General features: G+C 72.5%; 21 protein-coding genes and 5 tRNA genes. 10 read left to right on the forward strand and 16 right to left on the reverse strand.

Translation table 11 applies throughout. The features are described 5' to 3' along the window. Nucleotides 1-46 precede the first annotated feature (46 nt). On the forward strand, nt 47-541 hold the full coding sequence (locus tag BCL76_RS20110) for a DsbA family protein (RefSeq protein ID WP_181382632.1): 495 nt from the start codon (nt 47-49) through the stop codon (nt 539-541). A 32-nt stretch (nt 542-573) separates the two neighbouring features. On the opposite strand, the gene BCL76_RS20115 is transcribed toward BCL76_RS20110, so the two are convergent. The 3 genes from BCL76_RS20115 to BCL76_RS20125 form a co-directional block, all read right to left on the reverse strand. Continuing rightward, a complete protein-coding gene (locus BCL76_RS20115) occupies nt 574-1398 on the reverse strand; it encodes a GNAT family N-acetyltransferase (RefSeq protein WP_109780858.1) in 825 nt (274 codons plus the stop codon). Between the two features lie 80 nt (nt 1399-1478). Then, complete coding sequence (locus BCL76_RS20120) at nt 1479-2300, reverse strand: aminotransferase class IV (protein ID WP_030723555.1); 822 nt, start codon at nt 2298-2300, stop codon at nt 1479-1481. After that, the gene (locus BCL76_RS20125; protein WP_146228406.1) at nt 2297-3382 is read right to left on the reverse strand and encodes a chorismate-binding protein; all 1086 of its coding nucleotides are present in this window, start codon (nt 3380-3382) and stop codon (nt 2297-2299) included. The genes BCL76_RS20120 and BCL76_RS20125 overlap by 4 nt, the downstream gene beginning before the upstream one ends. A gap of 180 nt (nt 3383-3562) precedes the next feature. Here BCL76_RS20125 and BCL76_RS20130 point away from each other — a divergent pair. The 5 genes from BCL76_RS20130 (at nt 3563) to BCL76_RS20150 (ending at nt 4038) form a co-directional block, all read left to right on the forward strand. Then, nucleotides 3563-3635, forward strand: a tRNA-Gly gene (locus BCL76_RS20130). A gap of 38 nt (nt 3636-3673) precedes the next feature. Next, nucleotides 3674-3747, forward strand: a tRNA-Cys gene (locus BCL76_RS20135). A 1-nt stretch (nt 3748) separates the two neighbouring features. Then, a tRNA-Val gene (locus tag BCL76_RS20140) sits at nt 3749-3820 on the forward strand. A 19-nt stretch (nt 3821-3839) separates the two neighbouring features. Continuing rightward, nucleotides 3840-3911, forward strand: a tRNA-Val gene (locus tag BCL76_RS20145). A 52-nt stretch (nt 3912-3963) separates the two neighbouring features. Continuing rightward, nucleotides 3964-4038: transfer RNA gene (locus BCL76_RS20150), tRNA-Val, on the forward strand. 264 nt (nt 4039-4302) lie between these two features. On the opposite strand, the gene BCL76_RS20155 is transcribed toward BCL76_RS20150, so the two are convergent. Further along, a complete protein-coding gene (locus BCL76_RS20155) occupies nt 4303-4512 on the reverse strand; it encodes a hypothetical protein (protein WP_375137948.1) in 210 nt (69 codons plus the stop codon). A 527-nt stretch (nt 4513-5039) separates the two neighbouring features. Between BCL76_RS20155 and BCL76_RS20160 the strand changes: the two genes are divergently transcribed. Further along, a complete protein-coding gene (locus BCL76_RS20160; protein ID WP_109781045.1) occupies nt 5040-6257 on the forward strand; it encodes a serine/threonine-protein kinase in 1218 nt (405 codons plus the stop codon). 35 nt (nt 6258-6292) lie between these two features. On the opposite strand, the gene BCL76_RS20165 is transcribed toward BCL76_RS20160, so the two are convergent. From BCL76_RS20165 to BCL76_RS20200, 8 genes are all read right to left on the reverse strand, one after another. Continuing rightward, nucleotides 6293-7111 (reverse strand): TrmH family RNA methyltransferase, encoded by an 819-nt coding sequence (locus BCL76_RS20165; RefSeq protein ID WP_109780860.1) that lies wholly within the window; start codon nt 7109-7111, stop codon nt 6293-6295. A gap of 42 nt (nt 7112-7153) precedes the next feature. After that, complete coding sequence (gene cobA, locus BCL76_RS20170; RefSeq protein WP_109780861.1) at nt 7154-8398, reverse strand: uroporphyrinogen-III C-methyltransferase; 1245 nt, start codon at nt 8396-8398, stop codon at nt 7154-7156. 591 nt (nt 8399-8989) lie between these two features. Then, nucleotides 8990-12160, reverse strand: coding sequence for a nicotinate-nucleotide--dimethylbenzimidazole phosphoribosyltransferase (cobT, locus tag BCL76_RS20175; RefSeq protein WP_109780862.1), 3171 nt, complete (start codon nt 12158-12160; stop codon nt 8990-8992). 274 nt (nt 12161-12434) lie between these two features. Next, nucleotides 12435-13634 carry a precorrin-6y C5,15-methyltransferase (decarboxylating) subunit CbiE gene (gene cbiE / locus BCL76_RS20180; RefSeq protein WP_109780863.1) on the reverse strand — a complete coding sequence of 400 codons (1200 nt, stop codon included), beginning with the start codon at nt 13632-13634 and terminating at the stop codon, nt 12435-12437. A 100-nt stretch (nt 13635-13734) separates the two neighbouring features. Next, nucleotides 13735-14433, reverse strand: a complete 699-nt coding sequence (locus BCL76_RS20185; RefSeq protein ID WP_109780864.1) for a GNAT family N-acetyltransferase — start codon at nt 14431-14433, stop codon at nt 13735-13737. Nucleotides 14434-14671: 238 nt separating this feature from the next. Then, nucleotides 14672-15538 (reverse strand): MetQ/NlpA family ABC transporter substrate-binding protein, encoded by an 867-nt coding sequence (locus BCL76_RS20190; RefSeq protein ID WP_109780865.1) that lies wholly within the window; start codon nt 15536-15538, stop codon nt 14672-14674. A 92-nt stretch (nt 15539-15630) separates the two neighbouring features. Continuing rightward, complete coding sequence (locus tag BCL76_RS20195) at nt 15631-16299, reverse strand: methionine ABC transporter permease (RefSeq protein WP_109780866.1); 669 nt, start codon at nt 16297-16299, stop codon at nt 15631-15633. After that, the gene (locus BCL76_RS20200) at nt 16296-17351 is read right to left on the reverse strand and encodes a methionine ABC transporter ATP-binding protein (protein ID WP_109780867.1); all 1056 of its coding nucleotides are present in this window, start codon (nt 17349-17351) and stop codon (nt 16296-16298) included. The genes BCL76_RS20195 and BCL76_RS20200 overlap by 4 nt, the downstream gene beginning before the upstream one ends. Before the next feature lie 557 nt (nt 17352-17908). Between BCL76_RS20200 and BCL76_RS20205 the strand changes: the two genes are divergently transcribed. Both BCL76_RS20205 and BCL76_RS20210 read left to right on the forward strand, forming a co-directional pair. Then, nucleotides 17909-18277 carry a hypothetical protein gene (locus BCL76_RS20205; RefSeq protein ID WP_109780868.1) on the forward strand — a complete coding sequence of 123 codons (369 nt, stop codon included), beginning with the start codon at nt 17909-17911 and terminating at the stop codon, nt 18275-18277. Then, entirely contained in the window at nt 18270-18728 is a 459-nt protein-coding gene (locus BCL76_RS20210; protein WP_109780869.1) for a hypothetical protein, read from the forward strand. The genes BCL76_RS20205 and BCL76_RS20210 overlap by 8 nt, the downstream gene beginning before the upstream one ends. Here the strand turns inward: BCL76_RS20210 and BCL76_RS20215 are convergent. The 3 genes from BCL76_RS20215 to BCL76_RS20225 form a co-directional block, all read right to left on the reverse strand. Next, nucleotides 18718-19224 (reverse strand): GNAT family N-acetyltransferase, encoded by a 507-nt coding sequence (locus tag BCL76_RS20215; RefSeq protein ID WP_030765582.1) that lies wholly within the window; start codon nt 19222-19224, stop codon nt 18718-18720. The two genes, BCL76_RS20210 and BCL76_RS20215, sit on opposite strands and share 11 nt — an antisense overlap. A 37-nt stretch (nt 19225-19261) precedes the next feature. Next, on the reverse strand, nt 19262-19822 hold the full coding sequence (locus BCL76_RS20220; RefSeq protein WP_109780870.1) for a sigma-70 family RNA polymerase sigma factor: 561 nt from the start codon (nt 19820-19822) through the stop codon (nt 19262-19264). Nucleotides 19823-19895: 73 nt separating this feature from the next. Beyond that, the gene (locus BCL76_RS20225) at nt 19896-21083 is read right to left on the reverse strand and encodes a glycerophosphodiester phosphodiesterase (RefSeq protein WP_109780871.1); all 1188 of its coding nucleotides are present in this window, start codon (nt 21081-21083) and stop codon (nt 19896-19898) included. A gap of 156 nt (nt 21084-21239) precedes the next feature. On the opposite strand from BCL76_RS20225, the gene BCL76_RS20230 reads away from it, so the two are divergent. Beyond that, nucleotides 21240-22007: a lysophospholipid acyltransferase family protein gene (locus BCL76_RS20230; protein WP_181382644.1), complete on the forward strand. Its 768-nt coding sequence runs from the start codon at nt 21240-21242 to the stop codon at nt 22005-22007. Between the two features lie 13 nt (nt 22008-22020). On the opposite strand, the gene BCL76_RS20235 is transcribed toward BCL76_RS20230, so the two are convergent. Next, nucleotides 22021-23496, reverse strand: a complete 1476-nt coding sequence (locus BCL76_RS20235) for a membrane-associated oxidoreductase (RefSeq protein ID WP_109781047.1) — start codon at nt 23494-23496, stop codon at nt 22021-22023. Nucleotides 23497-23505 lie beyond the last annotated feature (9 nt).

The following is a 23505-nucleotide window of genomic DNA, read 5'->3' on the forward strand; positions in this document are numbered from 1 at the left end:
CCCGGTCCCGGTCGGTGGGAGGGGTGGGGGCTGGGAGACTGTCCGTATGACCGATTCCGTGATCCTCGACGTCTGGTGCGAACTGCAGTGCCCGGACTGCCACCGCGCCCTGGACGACGTACGCGCCCTGCGGGCCCGCTACGGCGACCGGCTGGACATCCGGCTGCGCCACTTCCCCCTGGAGAAGCACAAGCACTCCTTCGCCGCGGCGCAGGCCGCCGAGGAGGCCGTCGAGCAGGGCCAGGGCTGGCCCTACGCGGAAGCGGTGCTGGCGCGCACCGCGGAGCTGGCCGAGCGCGGCGAGCCGGTCCTGCTGGACGTGGCGCGTGAACTGGGGCTCGACGTCGAGGAGTTCGACACGGCCCTGATCGACGGTCGACACATCCTGATCGTCGACGCCGACCAGGCCGAGGGCAAAGCGATCGGCGTGACCGGCACCCCGACGTACGTGATCGACGGCCGGCGCCTCGACGGCGGCAAGAGCCAGGACGGCCTGCGCGCCCGGATCGAGGAGATCGCCGACCGTCTGCTCGCGGACTAGCGGAACGGCGGACCCCGACGGACCCCGACGGACTAGACGAGGTCCTTGGCGTAGTTGAAGTTGGTGGGCCGGTAGCCGAGGGAGACGTACAGCCTCAGGGCCGGGGTGTTGTCGGTGAAGACCTGGAGCGCCAGCAGGCGGTGGCCGGCGGCGAGGGCGGCGCGCTCGGCGAGCGCCATCAGGTGCCGGCCGTGCCCGCGCCCCCGGTGCTCGGCCCGGACCTCGATGTCGTAGATGTACGAGCCCTCGTCGCGCGGCGCGAGCCACACCTGACCGACGGGCACCCCGGCCGCCTCCAGGACGACGAAGGTGGCTCCGGGGGTGGCCAGGCCCTCGGGCAACAGGCTCGTGTGGTCGGCCACCGACTTGGCGCGGGCGGCCTCGGCGGACATGCCGCGGCTGCGCCAGCCGGCGGCGTAGTCCTCGACGGCCCCGGCATACCAGAGCGCGTACTCGGCGTCCGTCATGGGGCGGCCGCGTACCTCCTCGGGGAGGGCCGGGGGCTCGGCCGGCAGCTCCTTGACCATGTTCCGGCTGTATTCGGTGTACCCGAGGGCCTCGGCCATGCACAGGCCGGCTTCCGAGTCCGCCGGGACCGAGACGCGGACCCGGCGGCAGCCCCAGCCGCGCAGCACTTCCTCGGCGGCGAGCGCGGCGACGGTGGCCCTCCCCCGCCGCCGGTCGCCCGGTTCGACGTCGAGGTCGCGGATCTCGCCGACCGTGGGCCCGAAGGGGGTGTCGGAGGCGATCAGCAGGGCGCCGACCCGCCTGCTGTTGACCCGGATCTCGTACGGGCGCGAGCGCGCGCCGTCCGCCGTGTGCTGGAGCGGCCCGGACGGCCGCAGGGTGGTGGTCATCCCTTGAGTTCTACCCGTCCCCCGGCCGCCGCGACAGCCCTCCTCCGACGGAAGCCGCCCCCGTTCCCGTCCCGGTCGACCTACGGGTCGAGGTCCGCGCCCGCCATCACCTCGAAGATCCGCATCACCTCGGCCGTGACCGGTCCGGGGGCGGACCCCAGTTCGCGGTCGTCGATCCGCAGCACGGCCTGGGCGTCGCGCAGCGAGGAGGTCACGAAGACCTCCTCGGCCCGCTCCAGCACCTCGAAGGGCAGGTCGGTCTCCTTGGCGCCGGCCCAGTCGACGATCAGGGCCCGGGTGATGCCCGCCAGGCAGCCGGAGGCGAGCGGCGGGGTGTGCAGTTCTCCGTCGAGTACGACGAAGACGTTGGAGCCGGTGCCCTCGCAGAGGCGGCCGAGGGTGTTGGCGAGGAGCGCCTCGGAGGCCCCGGCGCGGTGCGCGGCGGCGAGGGCGACCACGTTCTCGGCGTACGAGGTCGTCTTCAGCCCGGCCACGGCGGAGCGTTCGTTGCGCACCCACGGCACGGTGACGACGGCGGTGGTGTCCGGGCGGCGGGGGGAGTCGGCGACGGCGGCGATCAGGGTGGTCCCGGCGTCCCCGCGGTCGGAGCCGAGGGGGGAGACGCCGCCGGTGTAGGTGACGCGCAGCCGACCGTGCTCCAGCGGGTTGGCTTCCAGTACGGCGGCGCAGGCGCGGCGGACCTCGTCGAGGTCGGGGTCCGGCAGGCCCAGGCCCCGGGCCGAGCGGGTGAGTCGTTCCAGGTGCCGGGTGAGCGCGAAGGCGCGGCCGCGCTCCGCCTTCAGCGTCTCGAAGACGCCGTCGCCCACGGTCAGGCCGTGGTCGAGGACGGACACCTTCGCGCTGTCCACCTCGGTCAGGGCTCCGTCGAGCCAGATCTTCATGGTGCGGTCCTTCCGATCGTGTCGTTCGTCTCCTGCGGGCCGCCGCTCACCTCGTGGCCCATGGCCACCCGCAGGAGCCGGGCGGCCTTGAGTTCGGTCTCCGCCCATTCGCGGTCGGGATCGGAGCCCCAGGTGATGCCCGCTCCGGTGCCGAAGAGCAGGCGGGGGCCACCGGCGGCCTCGCGGTCGATCCAGAATGTACGGATGCCGACGGCCAACTCGGCGGTGCCCCGGTCCGCGTCGACCCAACCGATGCCTCCGCAGTAGGGGCCGCGCGGGGCGGTTTCCAGGGATTCGATGATCCGCAGGGCCGAGGACTTGGGGGCGCCTGTGACGGAACCGGGCGGGAAGGTGGCGGCGAGCAGCTCGGGCCAGCCGGTGCCGTCGGCGAGTTCGCCGCTCACGACGGAGACGAGGTGGACCAGGCCGGGGTGCTCCTCGACGGCGCACAGCTCGGGGACCGCGACGGAGCCGGTCGCACAGACCCGGCCGAGGTCGTTGCGTACGAGGTCCACGATCATCACGTTCTCGGCGTGGTCCTTGGGGAGCAGGTCGTGGACGGTGCGGCCGGTCCCCTTGATGGGGCCGGACTCGATGTGCCGGCCGGACCGGCGCAGGAACAGCTCGGGCGAGGCGGTGGCGATCTCGACGCCGTGGGCGGCCAGGCGAATCGTTCCTGCGAAAGGTGCGGGGTTGCCCCGCGCGAGGAGCGCGGTGAGCGCGTCGACGTCGGCGCTGGCGGGGTGCGGCAGCGGCGCGGACATCACCCGGCAGAGGTTGGCCTGATAGACCTCGCCTGCGGCGATGTACTCACGGACGCGTCGTACGCCGGCCACGTACGCGGCGCGGTCGAGAGATGAGGTCCACCGGTCGGCGTCGGGTCCGCGCCAGGCGCCCGGAACGGGCGCGGGGACCGGCGCGCGGCGTACGTCGCCGAAGCGCGCGCAGACGAGCCGCCCTTCGAAGTCGGCGGACACCGCCCAGAAGCCGGTGGAGTCGAGGGCGGCGGGATCGCTGGTGACGTCTCGGAGGTCGGTCGCGAGAAGGCCGCCGAAGCGGGCCATGGGAGGCAGGTCGTGCACGGCTGCGAGTCTATGACCGGTGACGACACGGCGCCGGTGCGGTGACGGCGGGGTGACCTGTGGTGATCGAGCGGCAGCACGCTGCGGAAACGCGTTTTTGAGCTGGCCCGGTAATCCGCTAGAGTTCAACACGTCGCCAGGGAGCGAAGGGGGAAAACCCCGGAGCGAACACGGTGACCTGCGGACGTAGCTCAGTTGGTAGAGCACCACCTTGCCAAGGTGGATGTCGCGAGTTCGAGTCTCGTCGTCCGCTCGAAGTGGGGGATCTTCCCGAGAACCCCTGCAGCTCCTGGTGGAGTGGCCGAGAGGCGAGGCAACGGCCTGCAAAGCCGTCTACACGGGTTCAAATCCCGTCTCCACCTCCAAGGACGATTAGCTCAGCGGGAGAGCGCTTCCCTGACACGGAAGAGGTCACTGGTTCAATCCCAGTATCGTCCACTGATCCGCAAGGATCCTCGCGCGATTAGCTCAGCGGGAGAGCGCTTCCCTGACACGGAAGAGGTCACTGGTTCAATCCCAGTATCGCGCACGCAGCACCTGCATCACCTTGTTCCACCTGCGGCTTTCGAGCTGCGGAGCCCGCGCGATTAGCTCAGCGGGAGAGCGCTTCCCTGACACGGAAGAGGTCACTGGTTCAATCCCAGTATCGCGCACCACCTGAAAGCCCCGACCGTCCTGCGGTCGGGGCTTTCGCGTTCCCCCGCACGAGTGGGCCGGCGTATGAGCCGACGTGTGAAGGGTCGAGAGATGTGAAGGTCGAGAGATGTCGAGGCATATGAAAAGGGTGCTGCCCGTCCGACTCCCCAGTCGTACGGGCAGCACCCTTCACCTGCCGTCCGTCCGTCGCTCCCCCGTCCCCACGGGGTTCGACAGGCCACGATGTCCCGGTCCGGGCCGCTCTCCCGGACCTGGGGCGCCGCTCAGCGCCCCAGCATCACACCCACGGACGACGCCTGTGCCGCCAGCTGCTCGAAGCCTCCGAAGAGGAAGAGCAGCAGGGCGGCCAGGGGGAGCACCATGGCCGCGGCCACCAAGGGGTGGCGGGTACCGGACTCGTGGCCGTTGAACGCGAATGCCTTGCGTCCTTGCCGTGCGATGTCCGCCATGGTCCTCTCCCTGTCGTCTGGCAGCGGCGGGCTCGTGACCTCGGGGGACGAGTGCGCCACCCGCCGCTTGTCTTCAACACTAGGTGGGCGGGCGGCTCCTGGCCTCATGCCCTCGTACCCATTGCCGGGCCTCCAGGAGGATGACGGGGCCTCCCCCGTGTACTCCCCTGGGTGGAGACCGTTCCCCCGTTATGGGGGTCTTCCCGGAGGGGATGACCGGAGGGTAGTGACTTCGCTCACTTGCGTCACTCCCTGTGGCCGCGTGTCCGCCCACCTGCCGCCGACAAGATCGACTCGGCCGGGAGCCGCCTCCGGTCACGCCGGAGTGGGCCCGGACCTGCTCCGGGACTCCAATCCCCTTGCCGCAAGGGGCGTTTGGCCGGGTGGGCCGCCCCGGTGGAACGCCCGGCCCCCGGCGTCGACGACCCCTCACGTGTGCTGTGGCGCACTGACGATCGAATCCCCCGGCGAGGGCGCGGCCTCTGAGCACGCATGCCGGATGGTCCGTAAGCTGTGCCACGTCAACAGGACGACCGGTCAGCGGGGTGGACATGGCGATGATGCGGCTCCGGCGCGAGGACCCGCGTGTCGTCGGCTCGTTCAGACTGCACCGGCGGCTCGGTGCCGGCGGCATGGGCGTGGTCTACCTGGGATCGGACCGGCGCGGGCAGCGCGTCGCGCTCAAGGTCATCCGGCCGGACCTGGCCGAGGACCAGGAGTTCCGCTCGCGGTTCGCCCGTGAGGTGTCCGCCGCCCGGCGGATCCGGGGCGGCTGCACGGCGCGCCTGGTGGCGGCGGACCTGGAGGCCGAGCGCCCCTGGTTCGCGACCCAGTACGTACCCGGCCCCTCGCTGCACGACAAGGTGGCCGAGGAAGGCCCCCTGACGGCCGCGCAGATCGCCGCCGTGGGCGCCGCGCTCTCCGAGGGTCTGGTCGCCGTCCACGAGGCGGGGGTCGTCCACCGGGACCTCAAGCCCTCGAACATCCTGCTGTCGCCCAAGGGCCCGCGGATCATCGACTTCGGTATCGCCTGGGCCACCGGGGCGAGCACCCTCACCCATGTGGGTACGGCCGTCGGCTCCCCCGGGTTCCTCGCGCCCGAGCAGGTGCGCGGCGCCGCCGTCACCCCGGCCACCGACGTCTTCGCGCTCGGTGCCACGCTGGCCTACGCGGCCACCGCCGACTCCCCCTTCGGACACGGTAGTTCCGAGGTCATGCTGTACCGCGTGGTGCACGAGGAGCCGCACCTGCAGGGCGTGCCGGACGCGCTGGCACCGCTGGTGCGGGCCTGCCTCGCCAAGGACCCCGAGGAGCGGCCGACCACGCTCCAGCTGTCGATGCGGCTCAAGGAGATCGCGGCCCGCGAGGCGCAGGGGCTCTCCGACGGGCGCCCGCCGGCCCAGCGGGCCCGCGTCGAGCGGCCGACCGGGCGGCTCCCCGAGGCGGAGCGGATCGGCGGCGCGGCCGAGGAGTACCCGGGCCGGCGTACGGAGCGTCGTACCGGTGGCGGCAGCACACCCAGGGCGCAGGGCGGCACCCCGAGCGGTCCGCACTCGCGGCCCTCGTCCTCCCGTCACCCGCAGCACCCCGGCGGCCCGTCCTCCCGGCCGACCTCGGGGCGTACGGGCGGCCGTCCGGCCCCCAGGACGACGGGGACGGGACGGCGGCCCGCACGGCCGGATCCGAAGCTGATGCGGCAGCGGCTGATCGTGTTCGTCGTGGTGACGCTGATCGTCGCGCTGGGCATCGCGGCGGCCCAGAAGCTGTAGCCGCGGCCGCTGCCGCGGCCATGACCCCGGCGGTCCTACTGCGCGGCGCGGCCCTGGGCCACCGCGTAGAAGGCGACCGCGGCCGCCGCGCCCACGTTCAGCGAGTCCACTCCGTGCGCCATGGGGATCCGTACCCACTCGTCGGCGGCGACCAGCGCGGGCGTGGACAGTCCGTCGCCCTCGGCGCCGAGCATCAGCGCGACCCGTTCCAGGGACTGCGGCGCGGCCACGTCGATCGGCGTGGCCTTCTCGTGCGGGGTGAGGGCGAGCAGCTTGAAGCCCGCCTCGCGCACCGAGTCGAGGCTTTTGGGCCAGGCCTCCAGGCGGGCGTACGGCACGGAGAACACCGCGCCCATGGAGACCTTCACCGAGCGGCGGTAGAGCGGGTCCGCGCAGTCCGGTGACAGCAGTACCGCGTCCATGCCGAGGGCGGCGGCGCTGCGGAAGATGGCACCGATGTTGGTGTGGTCGTTGACCGCTTCCATGACGACCACACGGCGGGTGGTGGAGAGCAGTTCCTCGGCCGTGGGCAGCGGCTTGCGCTGCATGGAGGCCAGGGCCCCGCGGTGCACGTGGTAGCCGGTGACGCGCTCGGCGAGCTCGGGGCTCACCGCGTAGACCGGTGCCGGGAGTTCGTCGATGACGTCGCGCATGACGTCGACCCACTTGGCGGAGAGCAGCATCGAGCGCATCTCGTACCCGGCGTCCTTGGCGCGTCTGATGACCTTCTCGCCCTCGGCGATGAAAAGGCCTTCCGCGGGCTCGCGCCTGCGCCGGAGTTCGACGTCGGTCAGGCCCGTGTAGTCGCGCAGGCGCGGGTCGTCGGGGTCCTCGACGGTGATGAGATCAGCCACAGGGTGATACTGCCTTGTCCTGGGTGCGGTGCCAACGGCCTGTCAGGCGCCGGTGGTGGGGAGGGGGTTGTCGTCCGGGCCGTTCACGCGGACGACCTCGCCGATGACGATGACGGCCGGCGGACGGACCTCTTCGGCGCGCACGGTCGCGCCGACCGTGGCCAAGGTGGCGTCCACCCGGCGCTGGGTGGCGGTGGTGCCTTCCTGGATCACCGCGACCGGGGTCTGCTCGGAGCGGCCGTGCCGCACCAGTGCCTCGGCGATCAGGCCGATCTTGTCGACGCCCATGAGGATCACCAGGGTGCCGGTGAGCTTGGCGAGGGAGGCCCAGTCCACGAGCGAGCGCGGGTCGTCGGGGCCGACGTGGCCGCTGACCACGGTGAACTCGTGCGCCACACCGCGGTGGGTGACGGGGATGCCGACGGCGCCGGGTACCGAGATGGAGCTGGAGATGCCGGGAACGACGGTGCAGGGGATGCCGGCCTCGGCGAGGGCCTGGAGCTCCTCCATGCCGCGGCCGAAGACGTACGGGTCCCCGCCCTTGAGCCGGACCACGGCCTTGCCGGCCTTGGCGTGCTCGATCAGGGCGTTGTTGATGGCCTCCTGGGCCATGAACCGGCCGTACGGGATCTTCGCGGCGTCGATGACCTCGACGTGCGGCGGAAGCTCGTCGAGCAGGTCGCGGGGGCCGAGCCGGTCGGCGATGACCACGTCCGCCTCGGCGAGGAGCCGGCGGCCGCGCACGGTGATCAGGTCCGGGTCGCCCGGGCCGCCGCCGACGAGCGCCACGCCGGGGGTGGCCTTGTGCCGGTGGGCGGGCGCGGTGAGGGTGCCGTCGCGCAGGCCTTCGACGACGGCGTCGCGGACGGCCGCGGAGCGACGGGGGTCGTTGCCGGTCAGCACGGCGACGGTGACACCCTCGATGCGGCCGGTCGCGGGGGTCCAGGCGGTGGCGGCGGAGGCGTCGTCGGCGCGCACGCACCAGACGCGCTCACGCTCGGCCTCGGCGGAGGCGCGCTCGTTGTCCTCGCGGTTCTGGGTGGCGATCAGGGCGTACCAGGCGTCGGCGAGGTCGCCGTCCTGGTAGCGGCGGCGCTCCCAGCGGATCTCGCCGGTCTCGGCCATGGCGTCCACGGAGGGGGTGGCGGAGGGCGAGATGAGCAGGACGTCGGCGCCGGCCGCGATGAGAGCCGGGAGGCGGCGCTGGGCGACCTGACCACCGCCGATGACGACGACGCGGCGGCCGGCGAGACGGAGTCCTACGGGGTACGCGGGGGTGTCGGCCATGGCGGTGCGGCTCCTGAAGGCGGCGGTGCTCTTGCGTGCCGCTGCGGCGCTGGAGCGGCGGTGTACTGACGTGCGGTAATTCGGTGCGGGTCCACCATACGGCGCGGCCCGTCCCGAGGTGCGGACGGGGCTACGCCGAACCCCTGCGGGGTCGCTCGGCGGGTCCGGGCCACCCCGCCTCGGCTTTCGGCTCGCGAGCCGGGGCTTCGCGGTGCCGCGGTGACCGAGCCCCGCGGGGGCGCTCGGCGGGTCCGGGCCACCTGGGCTTCGGCTCGCGGGCCGGGGGCTTCGCGGTGGAGCGGTGACCGAGCCCCGCAGGGGCGCTCGGCGGGTCCGGGCCATCCCGCCGGGGCTTCGCGGTGGGGCGGTGCCCCTCCGGCAGGTCTCCTCGGCTCGCGAACCCTGAGCCGGACCGGCCCGCCGCTCGGCGGTGGGTTCGCTCGACCTGCGGGGACCTCCCGGAGTGTCCCCGCCCCACGGCACCGGGCGCAGGCTCCCCGTCCCAGCCTCGCCGGCGTTTGAGGCGCGGGGTGCGGGGCGGAGCCCCGTTGCGCCGCGCCCGCCCGACGGCGAGGGCAGGGGCCTGGCGGGCTACTTCTCCGTGACGCCCGCCGAGTCGAAGGTGGCGACCTCGTGCATCGCGCGGGCCGCGCTCTGGACCAGAGGAAGGGCGAGGAGCGCGCCCGTGCCCTCGCCGAGGCGGAGGTCCAGGTCGACCAGCGGGCGCAGGCCCAGCTTGTTGAGCGCCGCGACGTGGCCCGGCTCGGCGCTGCGGTGGCCCGCGATGCACGCCGACAGGGACTCCGGGGCGATGGCGCGGGCCACCAGGGCGGCGGCTCCGGCGCTGACGCCGTCCAGGATCACCGGGGTACGCAGCGACGCGCCGCCGAGGAGGAGGCCGACGATGGCCGCGTGCTCCAGGCCGCCGATCGCCGCGAGGACGCCGATCGGGTCCGCCGGGTCGGGCTGGTGGAGCTCCAGGGCGCGGCGGACGACCTCGACCTTGCGGGCGTGCGTCTCGTCGTTGATGCCCGTGCCGCGGCCGGTGACCTCGGCCGGGTCGACACCGGTGAAGACCGAGATGAGGGCGGCGGACACCGTGGTGTTCGCGATGCCCATCTCGCCCGTGAGGAGCGCCTTGTTGCCCGCCGCGACCAGGTCGCGGGCCGTCTCGATGCCCACCTCGATGGCGGCGACGGCTTCCTCGCGGGTCATGGCGGGGCCGGTGGAGAGGTCGGCGGTGCCGGGGCGGACCTTGCGCGGAAGCAGGCCCGGGGTGGCCGGGAGGTCGCCGGCGACGCCGACGTCGATCACGCAGACCTCGGCGCCGACCTGGTTGGCGAAGGCGTTGCAGACCGCTCCGCCGCCCAGGAAGTTGGCCACCATCTGCGTGGTGACCTCCTGCGGCCACGGGGTGACGCCCTGGGCGTGCACGCCGTGGTCACCGGCGAAGATCGCGACCGCCGCCGGCTCCGGGATCGGCGGCGGGCAGACCCGGGACAGGCCGCTGAGCTGGGCGGAGATGATCTCCAGCATGCCCAGGGCGCCGGCGGGCTTGGTCATGCGCTTCTGGCGCTCCCAGGCCTCGCCCAGGGCCTTGGCGTCGAGCGGGCGGATGCTGGCGACCGTCTCGGAGAGCAGGTCGTGCGGCTCCTCGCCGGGCAGCGCGCGGCGACCGTAGGTCTCCTCGTGGACCACCCAGGACAGCGGGCGGCGCTGCGACCAGCCGGCCTGCGCCAGCTCGGGCTCCTCGGGGAACTCGTCGACGTAGCCGACGCAGAGGTAGGCGACGACTTCGAGGTGCTCGGGCAGGCCCAGCTCGCGGACCATCTCGCGCTCGTCGAAGAAGCTGACCCAGCCCACGCCGAGGCCCTCGGCGCGCGCGGCGAGCCAGAGGTTCTCGACGGCGAGGGCCGAGGAGTACGGGGCCATCTGCGGCTGGGTGTGCCGGCCGAGGGTGTGGCGCCCGCCGCGGGTGGGGTCGGCGGTGACGACGATGTTCACCGGGGTGTCGAGGATGGCCTCGATCTTGAGTTCCTTGAACTGCTTGGCCCGGCCCTTGGGCAGCGACTTGGCGTACGCCTCGCGCTGGCGCTGGGCGAGCTCGTGCATCGTCCGGCGGGTCTCGGCGGAGCGGATGACGACGAAGTCCCAGGGCTGCGAGTGGCCGACGCTGGGCGCGGTGTGGGCCGCCTCCAGGACGCGGAGCAGCACCTCGTGCGGGATGGGGTCGGTACGGAAGCCCTTGCGGATGTCGCGGCGCTCGCGCATGACGCGCAGGACGGCCTCGCGCTCGGCGTCGGCGTAGCCGGGGGCCGCCTCACCCGCGGAGGGCGCGGCGGGGGCGTCCACCACGGGCTCGGCTTCCGGCTGCTCCGCCGGGATCGGCTCCGGGGCGGCCTCGGGGTGGATCTGGAGGGGCTGCTCCGGCTCCGGCTCCGGCTCCGGGCGGACGGTCTGCGGCGCGGCGGCCTGCGGCTGGACCGGCTCGACCGCGACGGGCGGGGCGGCGAGCACCGGCTCGGGCTGCACCTCGACCGGCTCCGCGGCCGGGGCCTCGGACTGCTCCGCCGGGGCGGCCTCCGGCTGCACCGGCTCGGCCTCGACGGGCGGAGCCATGAGCACGGGCTCGGGCCGGGGTTCCACGGCCACCGACTCGGTCACGACCGGCTGCGGCAGCGGCTCCGGCTCCACCGCGAGGGGCTCGGGCCGGACCGGCTCGGCCTCGGCGGCCGCCACCGGCTCCTCCGGGGCGACCGGCCCGGGCTCGGGCTGCGGCTCCGGGGTGGGCTCGGGCGCGACAGCGACCGGCTCGACGGCGACGGGCTCCACGGCGACCGGCTCGGCGGCAGCCGGCTCGGCGGCAGCCGGTTCGACCGCGACCGGCTCCGGCTGCGGCTGCCCTTCGACCGCTACGGGCTCGGGCTGAATCGGCTCGGGCCGGGCCACCGCCTCCGCGGGAGCCTCGGTCGGCTCCGGCTGCACGGGGGCCACGGCGGGCTCGGCCACCGACTCGGCCACCGGTTCGGGCGCCGCGACCGGCTCCGGGATCCACGGGGCCCCGGCCTGCGGCGGGATCTCGGCCGGCTGGGCCGCGGCGGCCTCGGCGTGGATGTCCAGGTACTCGGGTCCCGTGGTCGGGGGCCCCGCCTGGGGGAACGGGGTGGGCGCCGCCGGGGTGCTCACGGCGGCCATCGCGGCGGCCTGGGCGGGCGCGGCGGCCGGGCCGCGGTCGGCGAGGGACCGGACGACTCCGCCGTTGGCCTCGGGCATGGGCGGGCCCATGTGCAGGGGACGCCGCATGGGGGCCGCGGGGGTCACCGGGGCCGCCGGCGTCGGGACGACGAGCCCGCCGAGGTCGAGCGCGCCGGAGTCACGGCCGCCCGTCTCGTGCGCGCCCGCGCTGTAGCCGCCGTCGGGGAACACGGGCGGGGGGAACTCGGTGTACGCGGCCGGGGCCTCTGCGTAGGAGGGCTCGGCGCCGTACGGCTGGTCCGCGTAGAGCTGCGGCTCGCCGAGCTGGGGCGCCGGGAAGGCCGGGGCCTGCGGGACGACCTGCGGGTCGCTCCACGCGCCCTGGCTGCTCGGCATCAGCAGCAGTTCCTCGTCCTCCGGCTCGGCCGGGTCGTCCATGAGGTCCTGGAAGGCGTAGCCGGCGGGAGCCGGTGCCGGGATCTGGACCGGAGCGGGGACGCTCTGCTGATCCACCATGCCCGCGTTGTCCGGGAGACCCTCGCCCGGGACCTGGCCGGTGTCAGTCATGCTTACCCCTCGCCCATCGGTTTTGCCTCTTCGATCGCCCGGTCGCCCACGAGGCCGCCGAGCGGTTCTGCCTGCGGGGTTGCGGTGCGACGAGCTCGTCTCGCATGCGCCGGCACGACAACCAGTAAGCATTGTCGCGCCCGTCGGCCACCGTGTCGGCCATAACCGTCACGGTCCTCTGTGGACTGCGCCACGTCGCGCGTCCAGGCGGTGTCGCGATGCCCGAATCGTCCGAGGCAGTACGACGATCGGCCAGCCTACCCCGGCCCTCGTCTCAGCGCGTGGCGGGGCGTTCCGCTGCCAGGAGGAACACCACGGAACGGTCCTGTTCGGCCCAGGTACGGGTGTCCAGGCCGACGGACTGGAGCAGTGCGCACTCGACGGCGTAACCGTGTTCGGTGAGTGTCCTGCCGATCGCCTCCGCCTCGTCGCGGGTGGAGGCGTGGCTGACGATCCGTTCGGGGCGGCGTTCGGCGACGGCCGCGACGACGGCGGCGCCGCCACCGCCGACGCGGACGACATCGGGTTCGGGCAGGTTCTCCAGTACGTGCGGAGCGCGCCCGACGACGGCCTGGAGCTGTACTCCGCGCGTGCGGGCGGCGGCAGTTATGCGGTCGCAGGCGGCGGGGTCGGCGTCCACCGCGATGACGGCGGCTCCGAGGGCGGCCGCGTCCACGGCCACGTCGCCGGAGCCGGCGCCGATGTCCCAGAGGAGGTCGCCGGTGCGCGGGCCGAGGCGGGCGAGTTGGGCCGCCCTCAGCTGGGCGGACTCGCCCTCGCCGGTGTCGGCCCGGGGCCTGGCCCAGCCGCGCTCGGTGGACCGGGCGGCGCTCCGGCCGAGCAGCCAGCCCGCCTCCGCGGGGGCCGGTCCCCCGCCGCCGATGACGATGACGACGTTCGGGTCGCGCCAGCTGTGGTCGGCGGCCTTGTCGGAGGTGAGGACGCTCACCTGCTCCCGGTCCGTGCCGAGTTCCTCGCAGACGACGAAGGTGCGGTGAACACCTTCGAGGAGCAGTGCGAGTTCCGCGGGGCCGGCGCCGGGGGAGGTGAGGACGGCGACCTTGGCGTGGGCGCGGCAGACGTTGACCGCGCGGCGCAGGGTACGGGGGTGGGCCACGACGACCTGGGCGTCGTCCCAGGGCATGCCGGCGCGGGCGAAAGCGGCGGCGACGGAGGAGACGGCCGGGACGACCTCGACCTCCAGGCCGTGTTCCGGGGCGCGCAGGACGCGTACGGCGCCGAAGAAGCCGGGGTCCCCGTCGGCGAAGACCACCGCGGTGCCGCGGTGGCCGGCGATGCGGCGTGCGGCGAGACCGACACTGCCCAGGCGGATGCGCTCCGCGGTGGGCGGTACTTCGGGGAGGGCGAGGTGGTGCGCGGCGCCGGCCACGAGGGTGGCGGCGGAGAGCGCGGACCGGGCGCCCGCGGTCAGGGGCGAACCGTCCCAGCCGATCACCGTGACCCGATCGGCCATCGTCGTCAGTCTCCTGGTCTGGCGGGGGCCCGCCCGGCGGTGGCCGGCGGAGGGCGAAGTTTCGTCGGGGCGGGCACGGTGAGACTACCCGGTCATCCGTTCAGTTCCAGTCGGCGCCGACGCGGTGGCCGTTCGCGTCGGCACGCTGCGGGAACGCGGTGCTGCGGGCGTATCCGTCGTAGCTGTCGTAGCTGTCGTACCCGTCGTAGCCGTCGCCCTCGTCGAGGTCCTCGGGGACCAGGCTCCAGACGATGAGGTCGGTGCGGGTGTCGGTCCAGCCGCCGTCGGCCGTCTGTGTACGAACTATCCACGCGTTGCGCAGGACGCCCTCGCTGATGCAGCCGATCTTCTGCGCCACCTGCTGCGAGGCGGTGTTGTCGGCGGCGGTGCGCAGTTCGAGGCGCTCGAACCCCTGGTCGCGGAAGAGCCATTGGGCGACGGCCAGGACGGATTCGCTGGCGTATCCCTCGCCGCGGGCCCAGGGGGCGGTGACGTATCCGACCTCGGTGGCGCGGGTGTGCCAGTTGGTGCTCTGCAGGTGCACGATGCCGACGAGGCGCTGGGTGAGGAACTCGGTGACGGCGAAGACGATGCCGCGGCCCTCGGTGCGTTCGGCGTGGGAGCGCCGGGTGGCCCAGGCGTGCGCCTCGGCGGGGGTGTAGGGGTGGGGCACTCCGGTCCAGGCGGTGACGTGCTCGTCGTTCATCATCTCGGTCAGCGCGGTGACGTCCTCTTCCTCGAAGGGGCGCAGCACCAGCCGGTCCGTGCTGATGGTGACGTCCGGGAAGGTGGTAGTCATGCGCAGCTCCATGCCTGAGACCGTGGTGCGACCGTGGTGCGATGCGACCGCGGTGCGGGACCGTTCGTGCGGGACCGTGCGTGTGCGGTTCGTAGGCCACAGCATGCAGCATCGACCGGGTGATGTGCAGGGCCGGGTTGCCCGGATGCGGGCAGAGCTCGGCCCCGCGCGCGGTCAGGTGCGTGCGGGGCCGAGATTCATGACCGGGTCGGGGGGAACCGGATCACGAGGTACCGGTTCAGGAGGTGGCCGGGGCGCCGAAGGCCGGGACGACCGAGCCCTGGTACTTCTCCTCGATGAACTTCTTGACGTCGTCGGAGTTCAGGAGCTTGGCCAGCTTCTGGATCCGCGGGTCGTTCTGGTTGCCGTCCTTGACCGCGAGGAAGTTGGCGTAGGGGTTGCCCTCGGCCTTCTCCAGGGCCAGCGCGTCCTTGGCGGGCGACAGCTTGGCCTCCAGGGCGTAGTTGCCGTTGATGATCGCGGCGTCCACGTCGTTCAGGGCGCGCGGGACCGTGGCGGCCTCCAGCTCCTTGAACTCCAGGCCCTTCTTGTCGGTGATGTCGGACAGCTTGGCGCTGGTGCCGACACCCTCCTTGAGGGTGATCAGGTTGTTCGCGGCGAGCAGCTGGAGCGCGCGGCCCTCGTTGGTGGTGTCGTTGGGGACGGCGACGGTCTGGCCGGCCTTGATGTCGGAGAGGGCCTTGACCTTCTTGGAGTAGAGGCCGAGGGGCTCCAGGTGCACGTTCACGACGGGCACGACGTGCGTGCTGTTCTTCTTGTTGAAGTCGTCGAGGTACGGCTTGTGCTGGAAGTAGTTGCCGTCGACCTGGCCCTGCTCGGTGGCGGTGTTCGGCAGGACGTAGTCCGTGAACTCCTTGACCTCCAGCTTGAGGCCTTCCTTGGCGGCGAGCTTGTCCTTGACGAAGTTCAGGACGTCGGCGTGCGGGCTCGGGGAGGCCGCGATGACCAGGGGCTTGCTCTCGTCGACCTTGCCGCCGTCGGCCTTCGCCGAGGACGGGTCCGAGGAGCTGCCGCAGGCGGTGAGGCCGAGGGCGAGCGCGGTGGCCGTGGCGGCGAGGGCGGTGAGCTTGATGTTCTTACGCACGAAGAGTGCCTTTCTTGCTGAACAAGTACCGATGACTTGCTGGTGGTGGCCCAAGCACGACAAGTGCGGGCTCTGTTGGGGGGAAAGTCTTCTCAGGCGGTCCGGCCGCGGCGGGCCAGGAGGCGGACCGCGCCGTCGCCGAGCAGCTGGATCACCGTGACGAGGGCGATCAGGACCACGACGGTGGCGACCATGAACCCGGTCTCGAAGCGCTGGAAGCCGTAGGTGATGGCCTTGGATCCCAGCCCTTCGCCGCCGACTGCGCCGGCCATGGCCGAGTAGCCGACGAGGGTGATGACGGTGGTGGTGACGCCGGCGACCAGGGAGGGCAGGGCCTGCGGGAGGAGCACCTTGCCGACCAGGGTGGGGATGCCGCCGCCCATGGACTCGACGGCCTCGATCAGGCCGTGGTCCACCTCGCGGACGGCGGTCTCGACGAGGCGGGCGAAGAAGGGGATGGCGCCGATGGCGAGCGGGACGATCATGGCGGTGGGGCCGATGAAGGTGCCGACGACCGCGGTGGTGACCGGGATCAGGAAGATCAGCAGGATGATGAACGGCAGCGAGCGGCCTATGTTCACGATCACGCCGAGGACCTTGTTGAGCGGCTGGTTCTGCAGGAGGCCGCCCTTGTCGGTGAGGACCAGCAGGATGCCGATGGGCAGGCCGCCGAGCACGGTCACCAGGGTGGACCACAGCACCATGTAGAGGGTGTCGTAGGTGCCCTGGGTGAGCAGGGGCTGCATTTCGGACCAGGTCACTTGGCACCATCCTTGACGAGCTGGGCGAGCTCGGCGTCGGCGTCTTCGGGGTCGTCGACCACGTCGACCTGGAGGCCCTGCTCGCGCAGGAAGCCGACCGGGACGACGTTGTCCTCGTAGCCGCCGGGCAGTTCGATGCGCATGCGGCCGATCTGGCGGCCCGCGACGGTGTCCATCGCGGCGCCGAGGATCGAGATGTCGATGTTGTACGTGCGCGAGAGCTGCGAGATGACCGGCTGGGCGGCGGCTTCGCCGTGGAAGGTGACGTCGACGACCGTGCGGTCGGGGCCGGTGGCGGAGCCGGTGACCGGGAAGAGTTCGCCGGCCAGCTCGGAGCCGGGGGTCGCCAGGAGTTCGGCGACGGTGCCGGACTCGATGATCCGGCCGTTCTTCATCAGTGCGGCGGAGTCGCAGACGGTCTTGACCACGTCCATCTCGTGCGTGATGAGCAGCACGGTGAGGCCGAGCTGGCGGTTGAGGTCGCGCAGCAGGCCCAGGACGGAGCGGGTGGTCTCGGGGTCAAGGGCGCTGGTGGCCTCGTCGGACAGCAGCACCTTGGGGTCGCCGGCCAGGGCGCGGGCGATGCCGACGCGCTGCTTCTGGCCGCCGGAGAGCTGGGTCGGGTAGGCCTTGGCCTTGTCGGCGAGGCCGACGAGGTCGAGGAGTTCGAGGGCCTTGCGGGAGCGCTCGCGGCCGGAGACCCCGAGGATCTCCAGGGGCAGCTCGACGTTGCCCTGGACGGTGCGCGAGGACAGCAGGTTGAAGTGCTGGAAGACCATGCCGATGCGGCTGCGCGCCTCGCGGAGCTCCTTGCCGGCGCGCCGGCCGCGGCCGGCGAGGGCGGTGAGGTCGACGCCGTCGACGGTCACCGTGCCGGTGGTGGGGCGCTCCAGCAGGTTGACGCAGCGGATCAGGGAGGACTTGCCGGCGCCGCTCTGGCCGATGACTCCGTACACCTCGCCCTCACGGACGTGGAGATCGACGCCGTCCAGGGCGGTGACCTCGCGGCCACGGGACTGGTAGACCTTCGTGAGGCCCGATGTGGTGATCACAGGATTTCCGTCGCTGTCGTGTGCGCGGCGCAGCGGGGTGCCGGCACGGGGCAAACAATCTGGGGACGCGATACGGGACGAACCGTCAGAAAATGATGACGTCGACACGTGCGCGGGGCATGGCCGAGCCGTGCTGTTCATCAGGGGACGAAGCACCGGCGCGACTGGTCTCGCTTCGGGGCGCGAGACTCAGGAAGGGGCCCTCAGAAGGCGCACATTCGACACATACAACGAGCACCGGGCGTCATCGTCGCCTCGGTCGCAAGGGTGCGGCTGCTCGTCGTGGTCATGGGCCCCAGTAAACCAGACCTATCCCCTGACCGATCAACGGCGTCCGAATAGCGGACGCTATTCGACCGCATACCGGACCACTCCGGGCGCGAGCACCCCATGGCACCGGGGCTGCACAGCGGCGCTGACCTGCATCGAAAGGGGGGCCGAGGCCCGTGCGGCCCGCTCCCTGCGACGTACGGCGACCGCGCCCGCTGTGGTCAAGACCACGGTCCGGACACAGGGGTGCGCGCATCGGGTCTTTCGGCCCGTAATACCCTCGCTGCATGCTCGACGCCCTGACGGTCGCCATCGGCGTGGCCGCACTCGCCCTCGCCGCCTGGTGCGGCCACGCCGCATGGCGGGACCAGCCGACCAAGGACTGGCATTTCATCGGCATGGCCGTCGTGACGGTGCTGGTCCTGGCGCAGCTGGTGATCGGTCTGGTGAAGCTGGCCCAGGGCGAGAAGCCCGACGAGGGCACGGTGATCTTCGTGGCCTACCTGGTGGGCGCGTTCGCCGCGGTACCGGCGGCCGGGATGCTCTCGCTGACCGAGCGGACCAAGTGGGGATCGATCACGGTGGCCGCCGGCGCCGTCGTGCTCGCCGTCCTCGAAGTACGGCTCTACGACATCTGGGGAACCGCCGGTGCCTGACTCCGACACGACGAACGCCACCGGCGCCACCGCCGCCGCCGCCCCCGACGGGCGCAAGCGGCTGGTCTCCGGTCCCGGTCTGCTGCTGGTGTGGCTCTACGGGGTGATGGTGGTGGGCGCGGTCTCCCGCTCGGCCTTCCAGATCTCCACCGAGTTCGACCGGGCGCCGCTGCCGTACGCGCTGTCCGCCGTGGCCGCGCTGGCCTACGCGTTCATCACGTACTCCCTGGTGCGCGGCGGCGAGAAGGCCCGCAAGGCGGCGCTGATCTGCTGCGCCGCCGAGCTGGCGGGCGTACTGGCCGTGGGCACCTGGACCCTGGTGCGACCCGAGGCCTTCCCCGACACGACCGTGTGGTCGCAGTTCGGGATGGGTTACCTGTTCATCCCGGTGATCCTGCCGATCACCGGGATGCTCTGGCTGCGCAAGCGCGCAGCGGCGACTACGCGCTGACCGTGAAGTCGGTCGGGTCCTTGGCTTCCTTCTCCAGGATCACCAGCTGGACGCCGTCGGACGCCGTGCGGCCGCCGACCTTGACGTAACCGGCCTTGCGGTAGAGGCGCAGGTTCGACTCGCTCTTGTGCCCGGTGTGCAGGCGGAAGCGGGCGGTCTTGCCGGGGCTCGCCAGGGCCTCCTCGACCGCGCGCAGCAGGCGCGCCCCGAGTCCGTGACCCTGCAGGCGCGGGTGGACACAGAGCTTGGCGATCTTGCCGGTGCCGTCCTCGTCGACGTTGCCGCGCACGGTCCCGACGATCTCGTCGCCGAGCCGGGCCACGAGGACCGTGTCGGTCGCCAGCTCCCCCTTGAGGGAGTCCAGGGACTGGGTGAGCGGCTGGATGAGGTAGTTGCCGTAGAGCTCGGCCTCCCGCTGGAAGGCCAGGTATTGCAGTTTGAAGATCTGCTCAGCGTCCTCGGCAGCCGCCGCCGAAATGGTCACGCTCATGCCCATGTGCGCATGCCTCCAGCTCACCTGGTAGCCCGTTGGTCTACCGCTCCTTTCCCCGCAGGCCAGGAGCCGCAACCTCTGCAGCCAGCATTCTGCGCAGACATCCCAGGCAACGGGAACGCACGGGCCCCAAACTTCCTTGTGAGATACCCAACTCTCCTGCGATTTCACGGTAAGTGAGGTCTCTGGGCGAAAGAAGTGCCTTCATCAGCTCGGGACAGCGTCCGGGCAACCGGGCGACCGCCGATCGGAGTGCCCGGTTCTCCTCGCCGTGCAGGAGGGCGTCCTCCGGTTCGGCCGCCGCGGCCACGCCGGCCGGGGCGCTCCCGGCCGGCGAGTGCCGGCCGTGGCCGTAGGGGATCTCGCGACGGGCCCGGCGGCGGGCCAGGCGCGCCTCCGCCCGGACCGCGCGGCGCAGCCACCGCGCCGGCTCCGCGGGTTCGGCCGGATCGGGGGCCTGGCCGCCGCTCTCCAGCAGCCTGACCCAGACGGCTTGTTCCAGGTCGGCCGCGTCCACCCCGGTGCCCGGGGCCTCCGCGGCCGCCTCGGCGGAGAGCAGCGGGCCGAGCTTGTCGACGTAATCAGCCTTCAGCAGGTCCATGCCGGGCGGGACGAGTGGGCCGGGCCCGGCGGTTTCCCCGCCGGGCCCGGCCCACTCGTACGGGAAGCGGCGCTCAGCGGTTGACGGGGCGTCGGCCCGGGCGGAAGGCCTCGGCCGCGAGCAGTCCGGTGTCCGGGTTGTCGGTGAAGATCCCGTCGATGCCCTGCTCGAAGTAGGTACGGAAGGCGCCGAGGGCGTTCCCGTACGCGGCCGGGTCGGTGCCCCTGCGGTATTCGGCCGGCAGGAAGCTGTTCTCGTTGCGCGCGGTGTAGGGGTGCAGCAGCAGCCCGCGGGCGTGGGCGTCCTTGACCAGGGTGGTCGGCGTGCCGAGCTTGCCGGCCGCGTCGCGCGGGAGGATCAGGTCCATGGTCGGACCGATGCCCTGGGCGAAGCCGGAGATCCACTTCAGGCCCTCGGGCGCGACCAGGTCCGCGACCGTACGCGGGTCCTTGGCCACCTCGAAGTCCCAGGGGCGGGTGTCGGCCGCGGAGAGCAGGACCACGCGGGGCGCGGAGACCAGCCGGGAGAGCCGCTGGATGCTGGAGGGCTCGAAGGACTGGAGGAAGACGGCGGCGCCCCGACCGTCGCGCCCGTAGCGGCGCAGGAGCTTGGCGAGGGGCTCCTCCAGACCGAGGCCCAGGCCCCGGAAGTAGGTGGGGTGCTTGGTCTCCACGTGCAGCCACACCCGCCTGCCGCGCCGCTTGCCCTCGCGGTCGGCCCAGCGGAGCACCTCTTCGAAGGTGGGTACGGCCCACTGACCGTCGTAGAGGGTGTTGCGCTGGCGGACGGCGGGGATACGTTCCTTCGCGCGCAGGGTCCGCAGCTCGGCCAGGGTGAAGTCCTCGGTGAACCAGCCGGTGACCGAGACCCCGTCGACGGTCTTGGTGGTGCGCCGGGAGGCGAACTCGGGGTGGTCGGCGACGTCGGTGGTCCCGCCGATCTCGTTCTCGTGGCGGCACACCAGATGGCCGTCGCGGGTCGGGACCAGGTCCTGCTCGACGACGTCGGCGCCGAGGTCGAGGGCGAGCTGGTAGGAGCCGATCGTGTGCTCCGGCCGGTAGCCGCTCGCTCCGCGATGGCCGATGACCGTCGGGTAGGGAAGGTCGCGGTATCCCCCGTCGCCGCGTCCCCCGTCGCCGCGTCCCCCGCCGTACCCGTCCTCGGCGGCTGCGGAACCCGCCGTGAGTCCGGTGATCCCGGTCCCCGCCGCCAGGACGGCCGCCCCCAGGACCGTGCGCCGCGCTGCCCCACCCTGTGTCATGAGTGCCCACTCCTCGTCGTGAACGCCGTGTCGCGCCCCGCGATCGGCGTGCAGATGGTAGGCAAACAGGGGTGGCCGAGGGGCGTGCGCCGAGGGCTCATCCGGGGAACTTGGCGCAAACGCGCGTCAACACTCTGTATCCGACACGTGAACCCGATGTGCGCGGCGACCCGACCCACGAGTATCGTCCTCACCTGCGCTACCGCCGTGTGGTGGGTGCGCGAATCGCTTTTCGATGCCGGAGGGCCCACGTTGTTCCGTACGAAGCTCATCAAAGCCACTGTCGGACCGGTCATGCGCATGATGTTCCGCACCCGCGTGGAGGGCATCGAGAACATCCCCGGCTCCGGACCGGTGATTCTGGCGGGCAACCACCTCACCTTCATCGACTCCATGATCCTGCCGCTGGTGTGCGACCGTACGGTCCACTTCATCGGCAAGGACGAGTACGTGACCGGCAAGGGGATCAAGGGCCGCGCCATGGCCTGGTTCTTCACCGGCGCCGGCATGATCCCCGTGGACCGTGACGGGGCCAACGGCGGCGTCGCGGCCCTGATGACCGGCCGTCGGATCCTCGAAGAGGGCAAGATCTTCGGCATCTACCCCGAGGGCACCCGCTCCCCCGACGGCCGCCTCTACCGCGGCCGCACCGGCATCGCCCGCCTGACCCTGATGACCGGCGCCCCCGTGGTGCCGTTCGCGATGATCGGCACCGACAAGCTCCAGCCCGGCGGCGCCGGCATGCCGCGTCCGGGCCGGGTCACCGTCCGCTTCGGCGAGCCGATGGAGTTCTCCCGCTACGAGGGCATGGACCGCGACCGCTACGTGCTGCGCGCCGTCACCGACTCGGTGATGGCCGAGGTCATGCGCCTCTCGGGCCAGGAGTACGTCGACATGTACGCCACCAAGGCGAAGGCCGCCTGACCGGGGCCACGCCCTACTGACGCTGGAGTGACCGGCTGACGCCCGCCGCCGTGGTGGTGGCGAGGATCCAGCCGGTCACGATCAGCAGGTACGAGAGCCACTGGTGCCAGCCGCCGGGTGCGAAGGCCCCCTCCTGGCCGAATCCGACGATCGGCACCATCAGGTCGATCGTGTAGAAGACCGCGTTGAAATCCGGTGCCTCCCCCGCCTTCAGGGCGCGCGGCGGGTCGATCCCGTACGCGAGCGACCCGGTCAGCAGCAGGGCCGTCAGCCAGCCCGCCGCCCGCAGCGGCCGGAAGCCGTAGCCGACGGTGACGTCCTGGAGCAGCCCCCACGCCCGGGCGGCCCGGGGCAGGGTGTGCCGGTGCCTGCGCAGCTTCGCGAGCTGGACGGTCCGGGCGGCCGCCTCGTCGCCCGCCGTACGGTAGGCCGCCGCGAGCTGCTCGTAGGCGTAGGTGAGGTATCCGGACTCCTCCCGCTCCAGGGCCGGCAGTCGCTGCTCGGCGGGCAGGTGCGGGGCGAGGGTGCGGTAGGTCAGACCGTCGATGGCGATCCGCTCGGGCCAGGCCTGCGGATCGACGTGGAGCAGGTCGACGGTGGACCGGCGCAGGTTCACGTCGCCCCGGATCTGCTCGCACCGGCGCAGCCACAGCTCGCCGATCGCGCAGCTGGAGGCGCGCAGGGCGGTCCCGCCCGGGTTGGCGAGGTCGGCGCGGGTGAGGTTGGCCTGGCCGGGTATCCGGGAGCCGGTGAGGTTGACCATGCCGCGGGCCTTCATCCGGTGCGCGCGCAGGTCGGTGCCGACGGTCAGGGTCTCGGCGTGCAGGGCGATCCCGCCGGGGGCGAGCAGCTGGGCACGGTCGAGCTGGACCTGACCGCCGACGTTGGCCCCGTTGAGGCGGAGCTGGCCGTGCACGGTGAGGTCGTTCGCGATGATGTCGGTGTGGACCTCGACGTGGTTCAGCTGGAGCGGGGGCTCGTCCGCCTCCTCGCCGACCGTCGGGCCGATCACGGCCCCCTGGAGGAAGAGGCCCCCGGCTATCTTGGCGCCCTGCAGCCGCACGGGTCCGGCGATCCGGCAGTGGGAGAGTCGTAGGACCACCTCGACGCGCAGCGTGGAGGCGGTCAGGCCGGGCAGGGTGGAGTAGCCGAGGACCAGGGCGCGCAACTGGGCGCCGTACACCAGGGGCTTGCGCTCGAACCAGCAGTCGCGCAGCCGGATGGGGTGGTCGATGACGGCGTAGCGCAGGTCGAGCTTGCCCACGATCCTCGCGCCCTTGATCTTGAGACCGGGGATCCGGCCCTGCACGACGGGGCCGGATCCCAGCAGGATCGCCCGCAGCACCTCGGCGCGCAGGGTGCGCTCAGGTCCCCAGTCGGCCCCGTCGGCGGAGCTGTCCTCGGGGGTGGCCCGGAAGTCGACCCCGTCGCCACGCGGGAAGGCCTCCCAGACGCGGCGTTCCGCCGGGGTAAGATCGTTGATCTCCATCGCCGGGAT

This window comes from Streptomyces sp. CG 926 (assembly GCF_003148825.1).
In the GTDB taxonomy this organism is placed as follows: domain Bacteria; phylum Actinomycetota; class Actinomycetes; order Streptomycetales; family Streptomycetaceae; genus Streptomyces.

Coding starts and splice junctions, on each gene's coding strand:
- BCL76_RS20110 (WP_181382632.1), top strand. CDS start 47: ATGACCGATTCCGTGATCCTCGACGTCTGGTGCGAACTGCAGTGCCCG.
- BCL76_RS20115 (WP_109780858.1), bottom strand. CDS start 1,398: ATGACCACCACCCTGCGGCCGTCCGGGCCGCTCCAGCACACGGCGGAC.
- BCL76_RS20120 (WP_030723555.1), bottom strand. CDS start 2,300: ATGAAGATCTGGCTCGACGGAGCCCTGACCGAGGTGGACAGCGCGAAG.
- BCL76_RS20160 (WP_109781045.1), top strand. CDS start 5,040: ATGGCGATGATGCGGCTCCGGCGCGAGGACCCGCGTGTCGTCGGCTCG.
- cobA (WP_109780861.1), bottom strand. CDS start 8,398: ATGGCCGACACCCCCGCGTACCCCGTAGGACTCCGTCTCGCCGGCCGC.
- cobT (WP_109780862.1), bottom strand. CDS start 12,160: ATGACTGACACCGGCCAGGTCCCGGGCGAGGGTCTCCCGGACAACGCG.
- cbiE (WP_109780863.1), bottom strand. CDS start 13,634: ATGGCCGATCGGGTCACGGTGATCGGCTGGGACGGTTCGCCCCTGACC.
- BCL76_RS20185 (WP_109780864.1), bottom strand. CDS start 14,433: ATGACTACCACCTTCCCGGACGTCACCATCAGCACGGACCGGCTGGTG.
- BCL76_RS20205 (WP_109780868.1), top strand. CDS start 17,909: ATGCTCGACGCCCTGACGGTCGCCATCGGCGTGGCCGCACTCGCCCTC.
- BCL76_RS20215 (WP_030765582.1), bottom strand. CDS start 19,224: ATGGGCATGAGCGTGACCATTTCGGCGGCGGCTGCCGAGGACGCTGAG.
- BCL76_RS20220 (WP_109780870.1), bottom strand. CDS start 19,822: ATGGACCTGCTGAAGGCTGATTACGTCGACAAGCTCGGCCCGCTGCTC.
- BCL76_RS20225 (WP_109780871.1), bottom strand. CDS start 21,083: ATGACACAGGGTGGGGCAGCGCGGCGCACGGTCCTGGGGGCGGCCGTC.
- BCL76_RS20230 (WP_181382644.1), top strand. CDS start 21,240: ATGTGCGCGGCGACCCGACCCACGAGTATCGTCCTCACCTGCGCTACC.
- BCL76_RS20235 (WP_109781047.1), bottom strand. CDS start 23,496: ATGGAGATCAACGATCTTACCCCGGCGGAACGCCGCGTCTGGGAGGCC.